This is a genomic window from Streptococcus sp. DD10 (genome assembly GCF_001578805.1).
Taxonomy (GTDB): Bacteria; Bacillota; Bacilli; order Lactobacillales; family Streptococcaceae; genus Streptococcus.
The window spans coordinates 1-18,931 of sequence record NZ_KQ969166.1 but is presented as its reverse complement, the minus strand read 5'-3'; the positions used below and the strand labels follow the sequence as shown (position 1 = coordinate 18,931).

The window sequence follows — 18,931 nt, the reverse complement described above, 5'->3', positions numbered from 1 at the left end:
AATTGATTTTAGATTATCACCAGTTAAGGTCTAGTATGAAATGGATTGAAAAGAGTGCTAAAAGAATGGCTAGGAAGTGGAACAACAGTCAATTAAACGTTAGAAAAAACGAAGTTAGGTACTTTGTTGCAGTCTATATTGGAAATCCACGAATGTCGTCTTTTGACTATATAGTAAAAGAGAGATTAAAAAAAGTTGTAGATTTTTTCTACAACTTTTCATTTACATATCGTACGAATTCATTCCACATGACTTTTAAGAAGTTGGAACGTTCTACCTTGTTTTTACTGATTAGGGTTATGGTTTTATTTTCATCCTGAAGGTAGCCTTGCCCAATAAGGTCGTTATCCTCATAGCTAGCGGTTCCAACAGGAATTCCTTTTTTAAAGGGAGCTTCATAGCCTTTATTATCAGTTTTGATGGTAACAGGAACATTGGTATCCGCTCCGAAACGTTGGATGATAATGAGATCTTCTTTAGCTATGGCATCGACATATTGACTTTTTCCGTTGGTGACGAGTGCCCGACTGTTTCGATAGGACTCTCCTTTTGCGATTAAAGTTGTGGGGGTGAAGTTTTGTGAAATATAATCTAATAGACGGGTTGTGACAATAAAGCGAGCATAGATATCCTCGTCCGCACCTTCAGCTCCCAAGACCACGCTAATGATATTCATACCATTTTCGGTAGCAGTAGCAACAAAGGAAGCTCCCCCTTTTTCACTCGTTCCTGTTTTTAGTCCGGTCACCCCGGAACGAACTCTTGGTTGACCTTTTAACATGTAATTAAATGTTTGAAGCTGGGTGCCAGCAAAGTCAGAATAAGGTTTTTGGGTAATATCAAGAACTTGAGGAAAATCCTTCACCAACCTTCTAGCCAAAATAGCTACTTGACGAGCTGACATTGTATTTTCGTCATCTTCTTTACTTCCTGGATAAATTTGTTCTCCTAAAATACTATTATTTAGTCCGGTTGAGTTGATAATAAAGGCGTCATTAATTCCCCATTCTTTTAGTTTATCTCTCATGCGATTGACAAAGGCTTCCTCGCTACCAGCTACTTTCTCAGCTAGAGCAATGGTGGCAGAATTAGCACTAGCAATGAGGGAGGCTTCTAGAAGTTGTTGGACGGTATAATTTCTAGCATCTAATGGCACATTACTGACTTGAGCTGTGACACTAAGATTATAAGGATAATCAGAGATGGTAACAGCGTCTGTCATTTTAAGGTCCCCTTTATCTATCGCTTCATAGACTAGATAGGTAGATAAGAGTGTAGTGATACTGGCTATTGAAACTTGTTGATCCGCCTCTTTCTCGTAGAGGATTTTCCCGCTGTCGGCGTCGATAGCAATAGCTTGGTTGGCAGAAACTGAAAAGTCATCAGCGCCTACTTTGCCTCCAATTAAACAAATCAAGCAACTGATGATGAAAATAATTTGCTTCATACGTTCCCTTTCTAGTAACTTCTTTTTCTATTTTACCACAAATACAGCTAGACTTATAGAGGATAGAAAAAATAAAGTAGGAAATTAAGTGACTAGATACGAGATGTTTAAAAGTACTAGTGAGTAGCGAAATCTCAAGTAAATAGCAAAAGTAAAATGTGTATGTAGTTTTTATAAATATTCTATGGATAAATAAAAGTATCAGAAAATTCTATTAATTGAGATAATTCGGATTATTGTAAGAAAAAATTAAAAAAAGTTGTGAATCAGAATAAAATTCGGATTTCATTTACAAACTATTTTCAAGACTTCTATCAAAGAAAAAATTGTGCAGAGGAAAAACACGGTCATCAAAGCTAAGAGTAGACTAAGTGGGGAAAATCTTAAAAAAATATTAATTTTTTTATTCTAAATTCTTGTATTTTCACAGAAATGATGTATAATATTACAAAATAGATAAAATGGAGAAATCAGATGAAAAAACGAAAATGGCTAATGTTAGCAGGAATTACCTCAACAGCTGCCTTCTTATTGGCAGCTTGTGGTAGTTCCACTAATTCCTCGAATACCTATTCGTATGTTTATGTCAACGAGCCAAATACTTTAGATTATATCCAAACCAACCGTGCGACAACCTCTGATGTCGTTGGAAATCTTGTTGACGGTCTTTTGGGAAATGATCAGTATGGGAATTTTACGCCTGCTCTAGCAAAAGAGTGGACAGTTTCTCAAGATGGATTGACTTATACCTATAAACTTCGTGAGGATGCAAAGTGGTATACGGCAGATGGTGAAGAGTATGCTAATGTAACGGCTAAGGACTTTGTTACAGGAATTAAGCACGCAGTTGATAGTAAGTCAGAGGCTCTTTACCTTATTCAAAACTCAATCAAAGGATTGGATGATTATGTTACAGGGAAAACGACTGATTTCTCAACAGTTGGTGTTAAAGCAGTAGATGACTATACGGTTGAGTACACACTCACTCGCCCAGAATCATATTGGAATAGTAAGACAACTTCAACTATCCTTTTCCCAGTCAACGAAGAGTTTTTGAAGGCTAAGGGAGATGACTTTGGAAAGGTAGAGCCAAACGGTATTTTGTACAATGGACCTTATTTATTGAAATCCTTGACATCAAAATCAACTATTGAGTATGCAAAAAATCAGAATTACTATGATAAGGACAATGTACACATTGAACAAGTCAAATTGTCTTACTTCGATGGTTCAGACCAAGAAGCACTAGTCCGTAATTTTGAAGATGGAGCTTATACAGTAGCTACGGTTTATCCAAATTCCTCGACCTATGCGAAAGTGGCTGAAAAATATAAGGATAATATTATCTATTCACAACAAGATGGAACGTCTTTCTTCTACCATTTGAACTTTAATCGTGAGTCATATAACTACACAGGAAAAACAACTGACGAGCAAAAGAATGCTACCAAACAAGCCGTTTTAAATCGAAACTTCCGTGTTGCGGTAAACTACGCAATTGATCGCACAGCTTACTCAGCTCAGACCAATGGACAGGAAGCAGCAAATAACACGATTCGAAATACTTTTGTTCCACCAACGTTTGTACAGATTGGTGAAAAGAATTATGGACAAGTCATTAGTGATAAGCTAGTTACAGCTAATTCTGAATGGTCAGGAATTGATTTATCGGATGCTCATGATGCCTATTATAATGTAGATAAGGCTAAAGAAACTTTTGCAAAAGCTAAAGAAGAATTAGAAGCACAAGGCGTTCAATTCCCTATTCGATTAGATTTACCGACAAATAGTTCTAGCAAAACATTGGTAAGTCAAGCTCAATCAGTTAAGCAATCTATCGAAACAGCCTTGGGGACAGAAAATGTTATCGTGGACGTTCAACAATTATCAGAGGATGAATTGAATAATGCCACTTATTTTGCTACAACAGCTGCACAGAAAGATTATGATTTAACGACAGATGGTTGGGTACCAGATTATCAAGATCCATCAACTTATCTGGATACTTTAAATACCGAAAATGGGGCGCATATGCAAAACTTTGGTTTTGAACCAGGACAAGACCATGCGAATATTTCTACTGTTGGACTCAACACCTACACAAGTCTGTTAAATACAGCTAATCAAGAAAACAGTGATGTTGCAAGTCGTTATGAAAAATATGCCGAAGCAGAAGCGTGGCTCATTGACAACGGGATTATCATGCCGATGAATTCTGCAGGTGGAACGCCATCGCTTAACCGAACTGTACCGTTTAGCCGCGCTAACTCTTGGATTGGGGCAAAGGGAACTGTATATAACTATAAGTATCTTCAACTACAAAACGATATTGTAACAACCAAACAATATGAGGATACTCGGAAAAAGTGGCAAGAAGAAAAAACAACATCAAATGAGGAAGCTCAAAAAGAATTGGCAAACCATGTGAAATAAGCTTCCTACTCACCTTAAAAAGGAGTGAACTATTATGAAAAAAAAGAGAATGCTTGCACTAGCAGGCCTTAGCCTATTAGCCACAGCCACCCTTGTAGCATGTGGGACTAGTACGTCAAACAGCACAAATACATTTTCCTATATCTATGTTACAGATCCAGATAGTCTAGACTATCTAGTGTCCAATCGTGCCTCTACATCTGATATAACAGGAAACTTTATCGATGGCTTGTTGGAAAATGATAAGTATGGAAACCTTATCCCATCACTTGCTGAAAATTGGACTGTTTCAAAAGATGGACTCACCTACACTTATACCTTACGTGACGGTATTAAATGGTATACAGCAGAGGGAGAAGAATACGCCAATGTTACTGCGCAAGACTTTGTTGCTGGATTAAAGCATGCGGTTGATGGCAAGTCAGAGTCAACTTATTTGGTGGAAGACTCAATCAAGGGACTAAAGGATTATATTAATGGTAAAACAACAGACTTTTCGACTGTGGGTGTTAAAGCAGTAGACGATAAGACTGTCGAATACACCTTGAATCAGCCAGAAAGTTACTGGAATTCAAAACTAACAGCGTCTATCATGATGCCGGTCAATGAAGAATTTCTTCAATCAAAAGGGGAAGACTTCGGTAAAGTTACTCCAGATGGAATCCTTTATAATGGACCGTACATTTTAAGTTCTTATACCAATAAATCATCCTTCGAATTTATCAAGAACCAAAATTACTGGGATAAAGATAATGTTAAAATTGAAAAAGTGAAATTAGCTTTTTCAGATGGCTCTGACCCTGAAGCTTTGGCTAAAAACTTTGCAGATGGTTCTTATACTAGTGCTCGTTTGTATCCAAATACATCAAGCTTTACTTCTGTAAAGGAAAAGTTTGCTGACAATATTTATTACAGTCCTCAAAGTTCATCTACTTTTTATTACTACTTTAACTTAAATCGTCAAGCAATTGAACATACTTCTAAAACAACAGATGCTCAAAAAGATGCGACTAAGCAAGCGATTTTGAACAAAGATTTCCGCCAAGCTATCAATTTTGCCTTTAATCGAACTAACTATAACGCGCAGACTGCTGGTGAAGAGGGAGCTACTTATGGACTCCGGAATACATTGGTTCCTCCAACTTTTGTTCAGGTAGGCAACCAAACCTTTGGTGAGGTTGTTGAAAGTAAGTTGACGGCAAACTTTGGTGAAGAGTGGAGTGGTGTAGATCTTTCTGACGCTCAAGATGGTCTTTATAATGTAGATAAAGCCAAGGCTGAATTTGCAAAGGCGAAGACAACGCTTGAAGCCCAAGGAGTACAATTCCCGATTCATTTAGACATCCCGGTTCCTCAATCTGATAAAAAGTTGGTTCAAGAGGCTCAATCGCTCAAACAATCTGTTGAAAGTGCTCTTGGTACAGAGAATGTTGTAATTGATATTCAACAAATGTCAGATTCTGAACAAGAAAATATTACGTACTTTGCGGATGCGGGTTCGCAAAAAGATTACGATCTCCATATCAGCGGTTGGGGGCCTGATTACCAAGACCCATCAACTTATCTGGATATCTGGAACCCAGAGTCAGGTGGTAGCCTTAAAAACCTAGGTCTAGAGGCAGGTCAAAATACGGATATCACAAATGCTGTTGGTTTAAACGAATATCAAACTTTACTAGAAGAAGCTAACGCTGAAACTAGTGACGTAACGAGTCGGTACGAAAAATATGCAGCAGCACAAGCTTGGTTAACAGATAGTGCGATTATCCTGCCAGTTTCTTCAACTGGGGCTACTCCTATGATTAGTAAGGTTTCTCCATTTACAAAGGCATATAGTGTAGTAGGAGTTAAGGGAGACGCGAACATCTTCAAGTTTATGGAGTTACAAAGCGAGCCAGTGAAAACGTCTGATTACAATAAAGCAAGAGAAACGTGGTTAAAAGAACAAAAAGAATCACAAGAAAAAGCTCAAGAAGAAATAGCTAATCATGTAAAATAGTATAAAAGGGGGCACGGCGCTCCCTTTTATACTGATTGGATTCTCAAGACCTATCAAAGATAAATCGTTTTATGAGTATATTCATTTTAATAGTATTTGCAAGCAATTTCCAGTCAAGAAAAGTTAGAAAAGATAGAACATAAAAAAGCATATTTTAAAATAGTGTCCAAGAAACAAAAATGTAATCGAATACTTAACAAAATATTCTGAAAATTTCTTGTGTTTTTAAAGTAGTTTATGGTATAATTAAGAAAGCAAATTTTTAAAACTATGGAGAAAGTTCTATGAAAAAAAGCAAAGTATTAGCAGTTGCTGGTGTAGCACTTCTTGCAGCAGGTTTTTTAGCTGCATGTAGTTCTTCGTCTTCTAATTCAGCGTCAAGCACTTACGGTTACGTATATACTGCTGACCCTGAAACATTAGACTATGTTATCTCTGGGAAAAACTCTACTGTTGTAGCGACTACAAATGGTGTAGAAGGACTTTTTGATAATGATAAGTATGGAAACCTGATTCCAGCAGTTGCATCAGATTGGAAGGTGTCAAAGGATGGTTTGACCTATACATATACTATCCGAGAAGGTGTAAAATGGTATACATCTGAAGGCGAAGAATATGCAGATGTGACAGCAAAAGACTTTGTTTATGGATTGAAACACGCAGCAGATAAACAGTCAGAAGCTCTCTATTTGGTTCAAGATTCTGTTAAAGGTTTGAAAGATTACCTTGATGGAAAGACTACAGACTTTTCAACAGTTGGTGTGAAAGCAGTGGATGAGCACACCCTGCAATATACCCTTTCTCGTCCTGAGCCATTTTGGAATTCAAAAACTCTTTACTCTATTCTTTACCCAATGAATGAAGAGTTTGTAAGTTCAAAAGGAGACGACTACGGTAAGTCAACTGATCCAACGTCCATCCTATACAATGGACCTTTCCTTCTTAAATCCATTACTGCTAAGTCATCTATGGAATATGCCAAAAATGAAAACTACTGGGATAAGGATAACGTTCATTTTGATGCGATTAAACTATCCTACTTTGATGGTTCAGACCAAGAAGCACTAGAACGTAGCTTTACAGATGGTGCGTACTCAATGGCTCGTCTCTACCCAACAAGTTCTAACTTTGCTAAAGTAGAAGAAAAATACAAAGATAACATCTTTGTAACACCAATTGGAACTTCTACAGCTGGAGCTGGAGTAAACATTGATCGCCAATCCTATAACTATACCTCAAAAACTACAGATGAACAAAAATCATCTACTAAGAAGGCACTTTTAAACAAAGATTTCCGTCAAGCACTAAACTTTGCTATTGACCGTACAGCCTTTACAGCTCAAGCAAACGGTGAAGAATTTGCTTCTAATGCTGTTCGTAACCTTTTTACAAAACCAGACTTTGTGTCATCAGGTGAAAAAACCTTTGGTGATTTAGTAACTGAGAAAATTTCAACTTATGGCGATGAGTGGAAAGATATCAACTTTGCAGATGGACAAGATGGTCTTCACAATGTTGAAAAAGCGAAGGCAGAATTTGCCAAAGCTAAGACAGCTCTAGAAGCAGATGGAGTTCAGTTCCCAATCCATTTGGATATTCCAGTTTCTCAAACCTCTAAGTTAACAGTTGCTCGTGTCCAATCACTTAAACAGTCTATCGAAAGTGCTCTTGGTGCTGAAAATGTAATAATAGATGTACAACAAATCACTGAAGATGAGTACTTCAATGTTACTTACTATGCAGCGAGTGCAGCTGCTGAAGATTGGGATATCTCTACTGCCGTTGGATGGGCACCAGACTACGAAGATCCATCATCTTACCTTGATATCTTCAAATCAACTGATAGTGAACATACGAAAACCTTTAATGGGTATGATAATCCTGAAAATCCAGCAGTTACAACAGTCGGATTAAAAGATTATGATAAATTACTGGATGAAGCAGCAGCAGAAACAAGCGACAGTAAGACTCGATATGAGAAATACGCAGCAGCTCAAGCTTGGTTGACAGATAGCTCACTCTTTATGCCAATTTCATCGAATAACGGTGCTGCAGTTGTTATTTCTCGTACGAAGCCATTTACTGAGACTTATGGGCAATCTGGAAATAAACAACCTGCTTCTTACTACAAGTATCTTGAACCACAAGACAAAGTAGTGACAACCAAGGAATACCAAGAAGCTCGCGAAAAATGGCTTAAAGAAAAAGCTGAGTCAAACGCAAAAGCACAAAAAGACCTTGAAAGTCACGTAGAATAAAGGTTCATTAGAACTTTCTCTAAAAGTGAGAAAGTTCTTTTGAGTAAAAAAGGAAACAAACATGAAGAAATATATTTTCATGCGTATTTTACGCTCATTGGTATCCATCTTTTTGGTGACGACCTTGACTTATACCATTATTTATACAATGGTTCCAAGACGTCTTATCTTTAAGCAAGATACCAATTACAATAAAATCGCAACAACGCCTGATAAAAAATCGAACTATGAAAATACGATTTTTGAACGAATGGGTTATATTGATTATTACGACACAAAAGAACTGCAACAACATGCTAGTAAAGAAAATAGTAGTGTAACGATTGATGCAACAGATGAAAATAAAAAAATCTATGAGGGCTACATCAAAAAAATAGGTAATGGCTGGACGTTGCACCAGTTTGAAGAAAGCAAGCAGTTCTACGCAACGCGTGAAGTTCCTGTGTTGGAACGGGTGTTCGAATTCTATGCGAGTCTTCTTCAGTTTGACCATACTGGATGGGTTAAGGATTCAACGAATCCCAACTTGGAGCGCTATATCCGTATTGAAAATGATCCTGCCATTGGTTGGTCCGTTGTTGGTTCTGGTACGAAACACAAGTATCTCTTGTACTTTAATGGTCAGTTCCCATTCATCCATCAAAACTTCATTACCCTCAATCTAGGAACTTCTTATCCAACTTATAATGGTCAATCTGTTTTGAAGGTCATTACACAAGATCAAGGTCAAACGAAGGCTTCTGAAGTTAATTTCCCAACCGGTAAGAAAACTTCTTCTGTTAATATCTATTCTCGTACATATAAATCACCGAGTCAAGCAGACTCACGAGATAAGGCAAACTATGGAGATGATCCATATACTGCAACGGAGAGCAATTATCAATATCCGTCAATGATTGTTAGCTCCTCAATTGTTGGTTTGATTGGTTTGTTCCTCTCTTATGTAATTGCGGTTCCACTTGGTTCTTACATGGCTCGCTTTAAAAATACTCTCTTTGATAGTATTTCAACTGGGGCTCTAACTTTTCTTTTGTCTTTGCCAACTATCGCTTTGGTGTACATCATTCGATTGATTGGTTCGGCATTTGGTTTGCCGGATTCATTCCCAATACTGGGAGCTGGTGACTGGCGTTCCTACGTCCTTCCATCTGTGATTTTAGGTTTGCTTTCAGCGCCTATCCAAGCAATCTGGATTCGTCGGTATATGATCGACTTGCAATCTCAAGATTTTGTACGTTTTGCACGTGCTAAAGGACTTTCTGAACAAGAAATCTCAAACAAACATATCTTTAAAAATGCCATGGTTCCGTTGGTATCCGGAATTCCAGGTTCTGTCATAGGTGTCATCACAGGTGCAACCCTGACAGAAACTATCTTTGCTTATCCTGGTATGGGGAAAATGCTGATTGATTCTGTACGGGCTTCAAATAATGCCATGGTGGTCGGTCTCGTCTTCATCTTTACAAGCTTATCCATCTTGTCACTCTTGTTAGGTGATGTCCTTATGACAATCATTGACCCTCGTATTAAATTGACTTCAAAAGGAGGTAAATAATGGCTACAATTGATAAAAATAAATTCCAATTTGTCAAACGCGATGATTTTGCCTCTGAAGCAATTGACGCTCCTGCATATTCGTATTGGCGCTCTGTTATGCGCCAGTTCTTCAAGAAAAAATCAACACTTGTTATGTTGGGAATCTTGATAGCGATTGTTTTAATGAGTTTCATTTATCCAATTTTTTCAGACTTTGATTACAATGACGTTAGCCGAGTAAATAACTTTAGTTTACGTTATATCCATCCAAATGGGGAGTATTGGTTTGGTACGGATAGTAACGGGAAATCTCTCTTTGATGGAGTATGGTTTGGAGCACGAAATTCTATCTTGATAGCAGTGATTGCAACCTTTATAAATCTTCTTATTGGGGTTGTTGTAGGAGGTATTTGGGGTATTTCAAAAACTGTCGATCTTATCATGACAGAAATTTATAATATCATTTCAAATATTCCATCACTTCTTGTGGTTATCGTTTTGACTTACTCAATTGGTGCTGGTTTCTGGAACCTTATTTTTGCTATGACTGTTACGGGATGGATTGGAATTGCCTACTCGATTCGTATTCAAATCATGCGCTATCGTGATTTGGAGTATAACCTAGCTTCTCAAACATTGGGGACGCCGACCAGTAAGATTGTTATTCGTAACATTTTACCACAGTTGGTATCAGTTATCGTTACCTTAACATCACAGTTATTACCAGGGTTTATTTCTTATGAGGCATTCTTATCTTACTTTGGACTAGGTCTTCCTGTTACAGTTCCAAGTTTAGGGCGTTTGATTTCAGATTATTCACAAAATGTAACAACGAATGCCTACTTGTTCTGGATTCCTCTTACAACATTAATCTTGGTATCCTTGTCTCTTTATATCGTTGGGCAAAACTTAGCGGATGCCAGCGACCCACGTACACATAGATAGGAGTAGTTATGACAGAAACAAAAAGTGTAATCTTGTCTGCTCGCGATATTGTCGTGGAATTTGATGTTCGCGACCGAGTTTTGACAGCCATTCGAGGGGTTTCTCTAGACTTGATCGAAGGTGAGGTTCTTGCCTTAGTAGGAGAGTCAGGGTCTGGCAAATCAGTTTTAACTAAAACGTTCACTGGAATGTTGGAAGAAAATGGGCGAGTTGCTAACGGTTCCATCAATTATCGGGGGCAAGAACTGACTCAATTGAAATCACATAATGATTGGGAAAGCATTCGTGGTGCAAAAATTGCCACTATTTTCCAAGACCCTATGACGAGTCTAGATCCTATCAAGACAATTGGTAGTCAAATAACGGAAGTTATTATGAAACACCAAGGGAAGACTGCTCAAGAAGCACACGATTTAGCGATAGATTATATGAATAAGGTTGGAATCCCAGAAGCAACTAAGCGATTCCATGAATACCCATTCCAGTACTCAGGTGGAATGCGTCAACGGATTGTTATTGCGATTGCTCTGGCTTGTCGTCCGGATATTCTTATCTGTGACGAACCGACGACAGCTCTCGATGTGACCATTCAGGCCCAAATTATTGACTTGCTTAAATCTCTTCAAAATGAATACCATTTTACAACGATTTTCATCACGCATGATTTGGGGGTTGTAGCCTCCATTGCTGACAAAGTTGCAGTTATGTATGCAGGAGAGATTGTTGAATATGGTAGTGTGGAAGATATCTTTTATGATCCCCGTCATCCATATACTTGGAGTCTTTTGTCAAGTCTTCCACAATTAGCAACAGAGAATGGAGAACTATTCTCTATTCCAGGGACACCTCCGTCACTTTATTCTCCAGTAAAAGGAGACGCTTTTGCACTTCGGTCTGACTATGCGATGCAGATTGATTTTGAAGAGAAAGCTCCTGTTTTTCAAGTTACAGATACTCACTGGGCAAAGACTTGGTTGCTTCACGAAGATGCACCTAAAGTTGAAAAACCAGAGGTAATTCGAGACTTGCATGAAAAAATACGTTCTACAATGGGTTACACCCATTTAGAAGGATAGGAGGAAGGAAATGACTGAAAAATTAGTAGAAATTAAAGATTTAGAAATTTCCTTCGGTGAGGGAAGTAAGAAGTTTGTGGCAGTTAAAAATGCTAACTTCTTTATCAACAAGGGGGAAACTTTTTCCTTAGTAGGAGAGTCTGGTTCTGGTAAAACAACGATCGGTCGTGCCATTATCGGACTGAACGATACTAGTAAGGGTGAGATTCTTTTTGATGGTAAAAAAATAAACGGTAAGAAATCTGCTACTGAGCAAGCAGAAATTATTCGCCGGATTCAAATGATTTTTCAAGACCCAGCAGCTAGTTTAAATGAGCGTGCTACTGTAGATTACATCATTTCAGAAGGTCTATATAATCATAAACTCTTTAGTAGTGAAGAAGAGCGTCAAGAGAAGGTGAAAAACATCATCACAGAAGTTGGACTTTTGGCCGAACACCTAACTCGCTATCCACATGAATTTTCGGGTGGACAGCGTCAACGGATTGGAATCGCCCGTGCCTTGGTTATGCAACCAGACTTCGTCATTGCTGATGAACCTATTTCTGCTTTGGATGTATCGGTACGTGCACAAGTCTTGAACTTGTTGAAAAAGTTTCAAAAGGAATTGGGCTTGACCTATCTTTTCATTGCTCACGATTTGTCAGTTGTACGTTTTATCTCAGATCGTATCGCAGTTATTTATAAAGGAGTTATTGTAGAAGTTGCAGAAACAGAGGAACTCTATAATAATCCTATTCACCCATACACACAGTCGCTTTTGTCAGCTGTTCCGATACCAGATCCAATTTTGGAACGTAAAAAAATTCTGAAAGTTTATGATCCTGAGCAACATGATTATTCTGTAGATAAGCCATCAATGGTTGAAATTAAACCAGGGCATTATGTTTGGGGAAATCAAGCAGAAATAGAAACTTATCGTAAAGAATTAAACTAAATCAATTTTATTATCATTTATAAAGGATTGATGAAAAGTATATAAACTAAAGGTTTAGGACTGGCTCCTGGATTGCATCGCAGTCTATGAGTCTGTCCTATTTCTTTTGCTTATAGCTTGTCTTACTCTATTTATTGCGAAATGTAGTGAAAAGTTTGAAGGGTTGAAAAAACGAATTGAGTTCTGTTTTGATTAAAATAAATTACTGTTTACTGTTAGAGTAGAAAGTAAGATTAAGTTGGTCAATGTAAATAGAAAAAATTATAAGTCATGTAAATGGTGCAGTGAACAAAATGATAAAATAAATATGCGGTGCTACATAGTTGACAAATGTAGTCCAATGGTTTAAAATAGGTAGGTAAGATTTACAAATGTAAATTAAGAAAGGAGTTGCTATGCAAATTTCAAACGCTGAATGGCAGGTCATGAAGATTATCTGGATGCGAGGGCAGCAAACCAGCAGTGACTTGATAGAGGTTTTGGAAAGTCGCTTTTCCTGGTCTAAATCCACTGTTAAAACCCTCCTAACGCGCTTGGTGGAAAAGGAATGTCTCAGTCGTGAAAAGAATGGAAAGTCTTTTATCTACAGAGCTATTCTGAGTCAGGATGAGAGCACCAAACTGGTGATGGAAGATGTCCGAGAAAAGGTTTGTTCGCGCAAACTAAAAGAAGTCCTGCGGGAGTTGATTGTGACCAGTGACATGACTTTATCTGATATTGAGGGCTTGCAAGCAGTCCTAGAAGAAAAGAAGGCGCAAGCTGTAGAAACTGTATCTTGCAACTGCATGTGAGGTGTAGTTGTTGCCCTACCAAAAAGTCTACAAATGTAGATATAGGAGAAAGAAAATGCTAATAGTTGTAACGATTATCTGTTTAGCCTTGATTGGCTTTATCAGCTGGTGGTTCTTTGGTCATCACGAAGAAGAAAGTAAGCGAGCCCAACAAAAGTCAGGTTACCAAGAGATTCAAATTGAAGTCATGGGAGGTTATACGCCGGGGACCATTGTTTTAAAAAAAGACGTCCCAGCACGTATTATTTTTCACCGGAAGGATCCATCCTCATGTTTGGACCAGATTGTTTTTCCAGACTTTGGCGTTCATGCTGATCTGCCTTTGAATGATTCTTATGTGGTAGAAATTACGCCACATGATAAGGGAGAATTCGGTTTTGCTTGTGGGATGAACATGATGCACGGGAAAATGCTAGTCGAATGATGATAGAGACTAAGTATTTAGTTTTAAATTTGTAAATAGAGGAGAAACCGATGTCAGATAAAGAAGCAGCAGTCGTAGAACATGGCGTTCAGAAGATTCGGATTACCGCCGACAAGGGCTACCATCCAGCCCATATCACTTTGCAGAAGGGGATACCAGCTGAACTGACCTTTCACCGGATCAATCCGTCTGGTTGTTATAAGGAAATTTTATTGGAAGATCAGGGGATTTTAGAACCCCTAGAAGTTGGAGAGGATAGGGTCATTCATTTTACACCTCAGGAAAAGGGAGAATTTGAATTTTCCTGTGGTATGAAGATGCAAAAAGGAACATACACAGTGCAGGATCAAATTAGTCGTCGTCCTTGGGGGATTTGGGAACGCTTTTTAGTCTCAGCCTTCTTTAGTTTTCTCTTGCTCTTGCTTATGCTTGGGATGTACTTGGGAACTTTGAGTCATACAGTTATGCATTGGGGCACCTTTTTGGCTACAACACCTATCATGCTAGTGGCCGGTGGTCCTTATATTCAGAGTGCTTGGGCCAGTTTAAAAAAACATAATGCCAACATGGATACCTTGGTGGCGCTGGGAACCCTAGTAGCCTATCTCTATAGTCTAGTTGCTCTCTTTGCTGGCCTCCCTGTTTACTTTGAAAGTGCTGGATTTATCCTCTTTTTTGTTCTTTTGGGGGCGGTTTTTGAGGAAAAAATGCGGAAAAATACTTCTCAAGCTGTGGAGAAATTACTGGATTTGCAGGCTAAAACAGCAGAAGTCTTGCGTGAGGATTGTTATGTTCAAGTTCCCTTGGAGCAAGTCAAGGTAGGTGACCTGATTCGAGTGCGTCCCGGTGAAAAGATTGCGGTTGATGGTGTTGTAGTGGAAGGAGTCTCCAGTATTGACGAATCCATGGTGACAGGTGAAAGTCTGCCAGTGGACAAAACGGTTGGAGATACTGTCATTGGCTCCACCATAAATAACAGCGGCACTCTTATTTTTAAAGCAGAAAAAGTTGGTTCAGAGACTGTCTTGGCACAGATTGTGGACTTTGTGAAGAAAGCTCAGACCAGCCGAGCACCAATTCAGGATTTGACGGATAAGATTTCAGAGATTTTTGTACCAGCTGTTGTCATTCTAGCGATTCTGACTTTTTGGGTTTGGTTTGTCTTGCTTGAGGCTAGCTTTGTGACCTCTCTCCTTTATGGGGGGGCAGTGTTGATTATCGCCTGCCCTTGTGCCCTAGGTCTTGCAACACCAACGGCTCTCATGGTGGGAACAGGGCGGAGTGCCAAAATGGGGGTTCTCCTCAAGAATGGAACCGTCTTACAGGAAATCCAGAAAGTCCAAACTCTTGTCTTTGATAAGACAGGAACTTTGACAGAAGGAAAACCAGTGGTCACTGATATCATTGGCGACGAGACAGAAGTACTTGGCTTAGCTGCCTCTTTAGAAGAAGCCTCTCAACACCCATTGTCTCAAGCCATTGTCAAGCGAGCGACTGAAGCAGGACTTGAGCTTCAACCTGTAGAAAATTTTCAAGCCTTGCACGGAAAAGGTGTTTCAGGGCAAATCCATGGGAAACTAGTTTTGCTTGGAAATGCTAAAATGCTAGATGGCATGGATATTTCTAGTGCTTATCAGGAAAAACTAGAAGAATTGGAAAAAGAAGCTAAGACAGTTGTGTACTTGGCTGTTGACAATGAAATCAAAGGCTTGCTTGCTTTGCAAGATATTCCCAAAGAAAATGCCAAGATCGCCATCAGTCAGCTGAAAAAACGGGGTCTCCGAACAGTTATGCTGACAGGAGACAATGCCGGTGTGGCGCGTGCTATTGCAGATCAGATCGGCATTGAGGAGGTTATTGCTGGTGTCTTGCCAGAAGAAAAAGCCCATGAAATCCATAAACTGCAACAGTCAGGCAAGGTAGCCTTTGTTGGTGATGGGATTAATGACGCTCCTGCCCTCAGCGTAGCGGATGTGGGGATTGCCATGGGCGCAGGAACCGATATTGCTATTGAGTCGGCAGGGATTGTTCTTACTCACAATGATTTGACAGGAGTGGTTCGTGCCTTTGATATGAGCAAGAAAACCTTCAATCGTATTCTTCTCAACCTCTTCTGGGCCTTTATCTATAATGTCATCGGAATTCCGATTGCAGCAGGAGTTTTTTCAGGTCTTGGATTGGCCCTCAATCCAGAACTGGCAGGTCTAGCCATGGCCTTTAGTTCTGTATCTGTTCTGACCAGTTCACTCATGCTAAACTTTAGTAAAATAGACTAAAAGCGAGCTTGCTCGCTTTTTATACTCTTCGAAAATCTCTTCAAACCACGTCTGCTTTATCTACAACCTCAAAGCCGTGCTTTGAGCAGCCTGCTCCTAGCTTCCTAGTTTGCTATTTGATTTTCATTGAGTATTATTATAAAACAGAGGCTAAAAACGTTTTCAAACTGTACTGTAATAGAGAATAGAAACTTCTGAGCAGATTCTTAGTAAACTAAAAATAAATGTGATAAATTAGTAGTGTAAAAATTTACTGAAACGTTTTCAAAAACTATATGAAACCTTTTTTAGTAGATTTAAAAATATTTGAAGGAGAGTTATATTTATGACTCAAGGAAAAATTACTGCATCTGCAGCAATGCTCAACGTATTGAAAACATGGGGCGTAGACACCATCTACGGTATCCCATCAGGAACACTCAGCTCCCTCATGGACGCTTTGGCTGAAGACAAAGATATCCGTTTCTTGCAAGTTCGCCACGAAGAAACAGGTGCTCTTGCAGCGGTGATGCAAGCTAAATTCGGCGGCTCAATCGGGGTTGCAGTTGGTTCAGGTGGTCCAGGTGCGACTCACTTGATTAACGGTGTTTACGATGCAGCTATGGATAACACTCCATTCCTAGCTATCCTTGGATCACGTCCAGTTAACGAACTCAACATGGATGCCTTCCAAGAATTGAACCAAAACCCAATGTACAACGGTATCGCTGTCTACAACAAACGTGTAGCTTACGCTGAGCAATTGCCAAAAGTAATTGACGAAGCTTGCCGTGCTGCAGTTTCTAAAAAAGGTCCGGCTGTTGTTGAAATCCCAGTAAACTTCGGTTTCCAAGAAATCGACGAAAACTCATACTATGGATCAGGTTCATACGAACGTTCATTCATCGCTCCTGCCTTGAACGAAGCTGAAATCGACAAAGCTGTTGAAATCCTCAACAATGCTGAACGCCCAGTTATCTACGCTGGATTTGGTGGTGTGAAAGCTGGTGAAGTAATCACTGAATTGTCACGTAAAATCAAAGCACCAATCATTACAACTGGTAAAAACTTTGAAGCTTTTGAATGGAACTACGAAGGTTTGACAGGTTCTGCTTACCGTGTTGGTTGGAAACCAGCTAACGAAGTGGTCTTCGAAGCAGACACCGTTCTTTTCCTTGGTTCAAACTTCCCATTTGCTGAAGTTTACGAAGCCTTCAAGAACACTGAAAAATTCATCCAAGTTGACATCGATCCATACAAACTTGGTAAACGTCATGCCCTTGACGCTTCAATCCTTGGTGATGCAGGTCAAGCAGCCAAAGCAATCCTTGACAAAGTAAACCCAGTTGAATCTACTCCATGGTGGCGTGCAAATGTTAAGAATAACCAAAACTGGCGTGATTACATGAACAAACTCGAAGGTAAAACTGAGGGTGAATTGCAATTGTACCAAGTTTACAATGCAATCAACAAACATGCTGATCAAGACGCTATCTATTCAATCGACGTAGGTGACACTACTCAAACATCTACTCGTCACCTTCACATGACACCTAAGAACATGTGGCGTACATCTCCACTCTTTGCGACAATGGGTATTGCCCTTCCTGGTGGTATCGCTGCTAAGAAAGATAATCCAGATCGCCAAGTATGGAACATCATGGGTGACGGTGCATTCAACATGTGCTACCCAGACGTGATTACCAACGTTCAATACGACCTTCCAGTTATCAACCTTGTCTTCTCAAATGGTAAATATGCCTTCATCAAGGACAAATACGAAGACACAAACAAACACTTGTTTGGTTGTGACTTCCCTAATGCTGACTATGCGAAAATCGCTGAAGCTCAAGGAGCTATTGGATTTACCGTTGACCGTATCGAAGACATCGACGCAGTCGTTGCAGAAGCTGTGAAGCTCAACAAAGAAGGTAAAACTGTTGTTATCGATGCTCACATCACTCCACATCGTCCACTTCCAGTAGAAGTACTTGAGTTGGATCCAAAACAACACTCAGAAGATGCTATTAAAGCCTTTAAGGAAAAATACGAAGCAGAAGAACTCGTACCATTCCGTTTCTTCCTAGAAGAAGAAGGCCTAGAATCACGCGCGATTAAATAATCCTGCTCGTCGAAAATCAAATGTAAACTGCGTTATCTTCACCTTGCCGTACTCCAGTACTGTCTGCGGTTCGATGCCTTGTTTATACTTTGATTTTCTTAGAGCAGAACTTGAAAAGATCGGAGCAATCCGGTCTTTTTCTGGAGGATAGTAAATGAATCTAAATCAATTAGATATCATCATTTCAGATGTTCCTCAAGTCTGTGCTGACTTGGAGCGTATTTTGGATAAAAAAGCCGATTATGTTGACAACAGTTTTGCTCAGTTCACGATTGGCAGTCACTGTCTCATGTTATCCCAAAGTCATTTGGTTCCTTTGGAAAACTTTCAGTCAGGCATCATTCTTCACATCGAGGTTGAGGACGTAGATCAGAATTATCAACGGTTGAAAGAGCTTGGTGTCGAGATTTTACACGGCCCAGTTATAACTGATTGGGGTACAGAATCCTTGCTTGTAAAAGGTCCAGCTGGTTTAGTGATTGATTTTTATCGTATGAAGTAGGTAATTCTATTATCAAAAAATTTAAACGTTCTTGGAGTGGAACTTAAAAAGATCGGAGCAATCCGGTCTTTTTATGGAGGAAAGCAAATAAATTGAACTGAATTAGATAGTATCGTTTCAGATATATTAATGGATGGTGAGATTTTTCTCGCTGCTAAGAATCGATAAAACGAAAAAGAGTGTCATAAAAACCTAAAAGGGTCGTC

At 39.2% G+C, this 18,931-nt stretch carries 12 protein-coding genes and 2 pseudogenes; 13 read left to right on the top strand and 1 reads right to left on the bottom strand.

From position 1 onward, the window contains the following. Window positions 1-208: 208 nt before the first annotated feature. Window positions 209-1,447 (bottom strand): D-alanyl-D-alanine carboxypeptidase PBP3, encoded by a 1,239-nt coding sequence (gene pbp3 / locus STRDD10_RS09235; protein ID WP_067195399.1) that lies wholly within the window; start codon window positions 1,445-1,447, stop codon window positions 209-211. A gap of 474 nt (window positions 1,448-1,921) precedes the next feature. Between pbp3 and STRDD10_RS09230 the strand changes: the two genes are divergently transcribed. The 13 genes and pseudogenes from STRDD10_RS09230 to STRDD10_RS09175 all read left to right on the top strand — a co-directional run bounded on the left by STRDD10_RS09230 (window position 1,922) and on the right by STRDD10_RS09175 (window position 18,725). Then, window positions 1,922-3,880: a peptide ABC transporter substrate-binding protein gene (locus STRDD10_RS09230; RefSeq protein ID WP_067195396.1), complete on the top strand. Its 1,959-nt coding sequence runs from the start codon at window positions 1,922-1,924 to the stop codon at window positions 3,878-3,880. A 34-nt stretch (window positions 3,881-3,914) separates the two neighbouring features. Next, window positions 3,915-5,879 (top strand): peptide ABC transporter substrate-binding protein, encoded by a 1,965-nt coding sequence (locus STRDD10_RS09225; RefSeq protein ID WP_067195393.1) that lies wholly within the window; start codon window positions 3,915-3,917, stop codon window positions 5,877-5,879. 284 nt (window positions 5,880-6,163) lie between these two features. Further along, window positions 6,164-8,137: a peptide ABC transporter substrate-binding protein gene (locus tag STRDD10_RS09220; RefSeq protein WP_067195391.1), complete on the top strand. Its 1,974-nt coding sequence runs from the start codon at window positions 6,164-6,166 to the stop codon at window positions 8,135-8,137. Between the two features lie 61 nt (window positions 8,138-8,198). Beyond that, window positions 8,199-9,692 carry an ABC transporter permease gene (locus STRDD10_RS09215; protein WP_067195388.1) on the top strand — a complete coding sequence of 498 codons (1,494 nt, stop codon included), beginning with the start codon at window positions 8,199-8,201 and terminating at the stop codon, window positions 9,690-9,692. Further along, window positions 9,692-10,618: an oligopeptide ABC transporter permease OppC gene (gene oppC, locus STRDD10_RS09210; RefSeq protein WP_067195385.1), complete on the top strand. Its 927-nt coding sequence runs from the start codon at window positions 9,692-9,694 to the stop codon at window positions 10,616-10,618. The genes STRDD10_RS09215 and oppC overlap by 1 nt, the downstream gene beginning before the upstream one ends. An 8-nt stretch (window positions 10,619-10,626) precedes the next feature. Beyond that, the gene (locus STRDD10_RS09205) at window positions 10,627-11,694 is read left to right on the top strand and encodes an ABC transporter ATP-binding protein (protein ID WP_067195382.1); all 1,068 of its coding nucleotides are present in this window, start codon (window positions 10,627-10,629) and stop codon (window positions 11,692-11,694) included. 10 nt (window positions 11,695-11,704) lie between these two features. Then, window positions 11,705-12,631 (top strand): ATP-binding cassette domain-containing protein, encoded by a 927-nt coding sequence (locus STRDD10_RS09200; protein WP_067195378.1) that lies wholly within the window; start codon window positions 11,705-11,707, stop codon window positions 12,629-12,631. 395 nt (window positions 12,632-13,026) lie between these two features. Beyond that, complete coding sequence (locus STRDD10_RS09195) at window positions 13,027-13,422, top strand: CopY/TcrY family copper transport repressor (protein ID WP_067195375.1); 396 nt, start codon at window positions 13,027-13,029, stop codon at window positions 13,420-13,422. Between the two features lie 55 nt (window positions 13,423-13,477). After that, window positions 13,478-13,846, top strand: coding sequence for a cupredoxin domain-containing protein (locus tag STRDD10_RS09190; protein ID WP_067195373.1), 369 nt, complete (start codon window positions 13,478-13,480; stop codon window positions 13,844-13,846). 50 nt (window positions 13,847-13,896) lie between these two features. Next, window positions 13,897-14,188: pseudogene (locus tag STRDD10_RS11905) on the top strand (cupredoxin domain-containing protein); the annotation flags it as partial. Window positions 14,189-14,259: 71 nt separating this feature from the next. Continuing rightward, window positions 14,260-16,122, top strand: a pseudogene (locus STRDD10_RS09185) (copper-translocating P-type ATPase); the annotation flags it as partial. Window positions 16,123-16,447: 325 nt separating this feature from the next. Next, complete coding sequence (spxB, locus tag STRDD10_RS09180) at window positions 16,448-18,223, top strand: pyruvate oxidase (protein WP_067195367.1); 1,776 nt, start codon at window positions 16,448-16,450, stop codon at window positions 18,221-18,223. A 154-nt stretch (window positions 18,224-18,377) separates the two neighbouring features. Beyond that, the gene (locus STRDD10_RS09175) at window positions 18,378-18,725 is read left to right on the top strand and encodes a VOC family protein (protein WP_067195364.1); all 348 of its coding nucleotides are present in this window, start codon (window positions 18,378-18,380) and stop codon (window positions 18,723-18,725) included. Window positions 18,726-18,931 lie beyond the last annotated feature (206 nt).

What these genes read in the sequence shown, in the direction of transcription:
- STRDD10_RS09230 (WP_067195396.1), top strand. Translation starts at nt 1,922, where the DNA reads ATGAAAAAACGAAAATGGCTAATGTTAGCAGGAATTACCTCAACAGCT.
- STRDD10_RS09220 (WP_067195391.1), top strand. Translation starts at nt 6,164, where the DNA reads ATGAAAAAAAGCAAAGTATTAGCAGTTGCTGGTGTAGCACTTCTTGCA.
- STRDD10_RS09205 (WP_067195382.1), top strand. Translation starts at nt 10,627, where the DNA reads ATGACAGAAACAAAAAGTGTAATCTTGTCTGCTCGCGATATTGTCGTG.
- STRDD10_RS09175 (WP_067195364.1), top strand. Translation starts at nt 18,378, where the DNA reads ATGAATCTAAATCAATTAGATATCATCATTTCAGATGTTCCTCAAGTC.
- oppC (WP_067195385.1), top strand. Translation starts at nt 9,692, where the DNA reads ATGGCTACAATTGATAAAAATAAATTCCAATTTGTCAAACGCGATGAT.
- spxB (WP_067195367.1), top strand. Translation starts at nt 16,448, where the DNA reads ATGACTCAAGGAAAAATTACTGCATCTGCAGCAATGCTCAACGTATTG.
- STRDD10_RS09200 (WP_067195378.1), top strand. Translation starts at nt 11,705, where the DNA reads ATGACTGAAAAATTAGTAGAAATTAAAGATTTAGAAATTTCCTTCGGT.
- pbp3 (WP_067195399.1), bottom strand. Translation starts at nt 1,447, where the DNA reads ATGAAGCAAATTATTTTCATCATCAGTTGCTTGATTTGTTTAATTGGA.
- STRDD10_RS09215 (WP_067195388.1), top strand. Translation starts at nt 8,199, where the DNA reads ATGAAGAAATATATTTTCATGCGTATTTTACGCTCATTGGTATCCATC.
- STRDD10_RS09195 (WP_067195375.1), top strand. Translation starts at nt 13,027, where the DNA reads ATGCAAATTTCAAACGCTGAATGGCAGGTCATGAAGATTATCTGGATG.
- STRDD10_RS09225 (WP_067195393.1), top strand. Translation starts at nt 3,915, where the DNA reads ATGAAAAAAAAGAGAATGCTTGCACTAGCAGGCCTTAGCCTATTAGCC.
- STRDD10_RS09190 (WP_067195373.1), top strand. Translation starts at nt 13,478, where the DNA reads ATGCTAATAGTTGTAACGATTATCTGTTTAGCCTTGATTGGCTTTATC.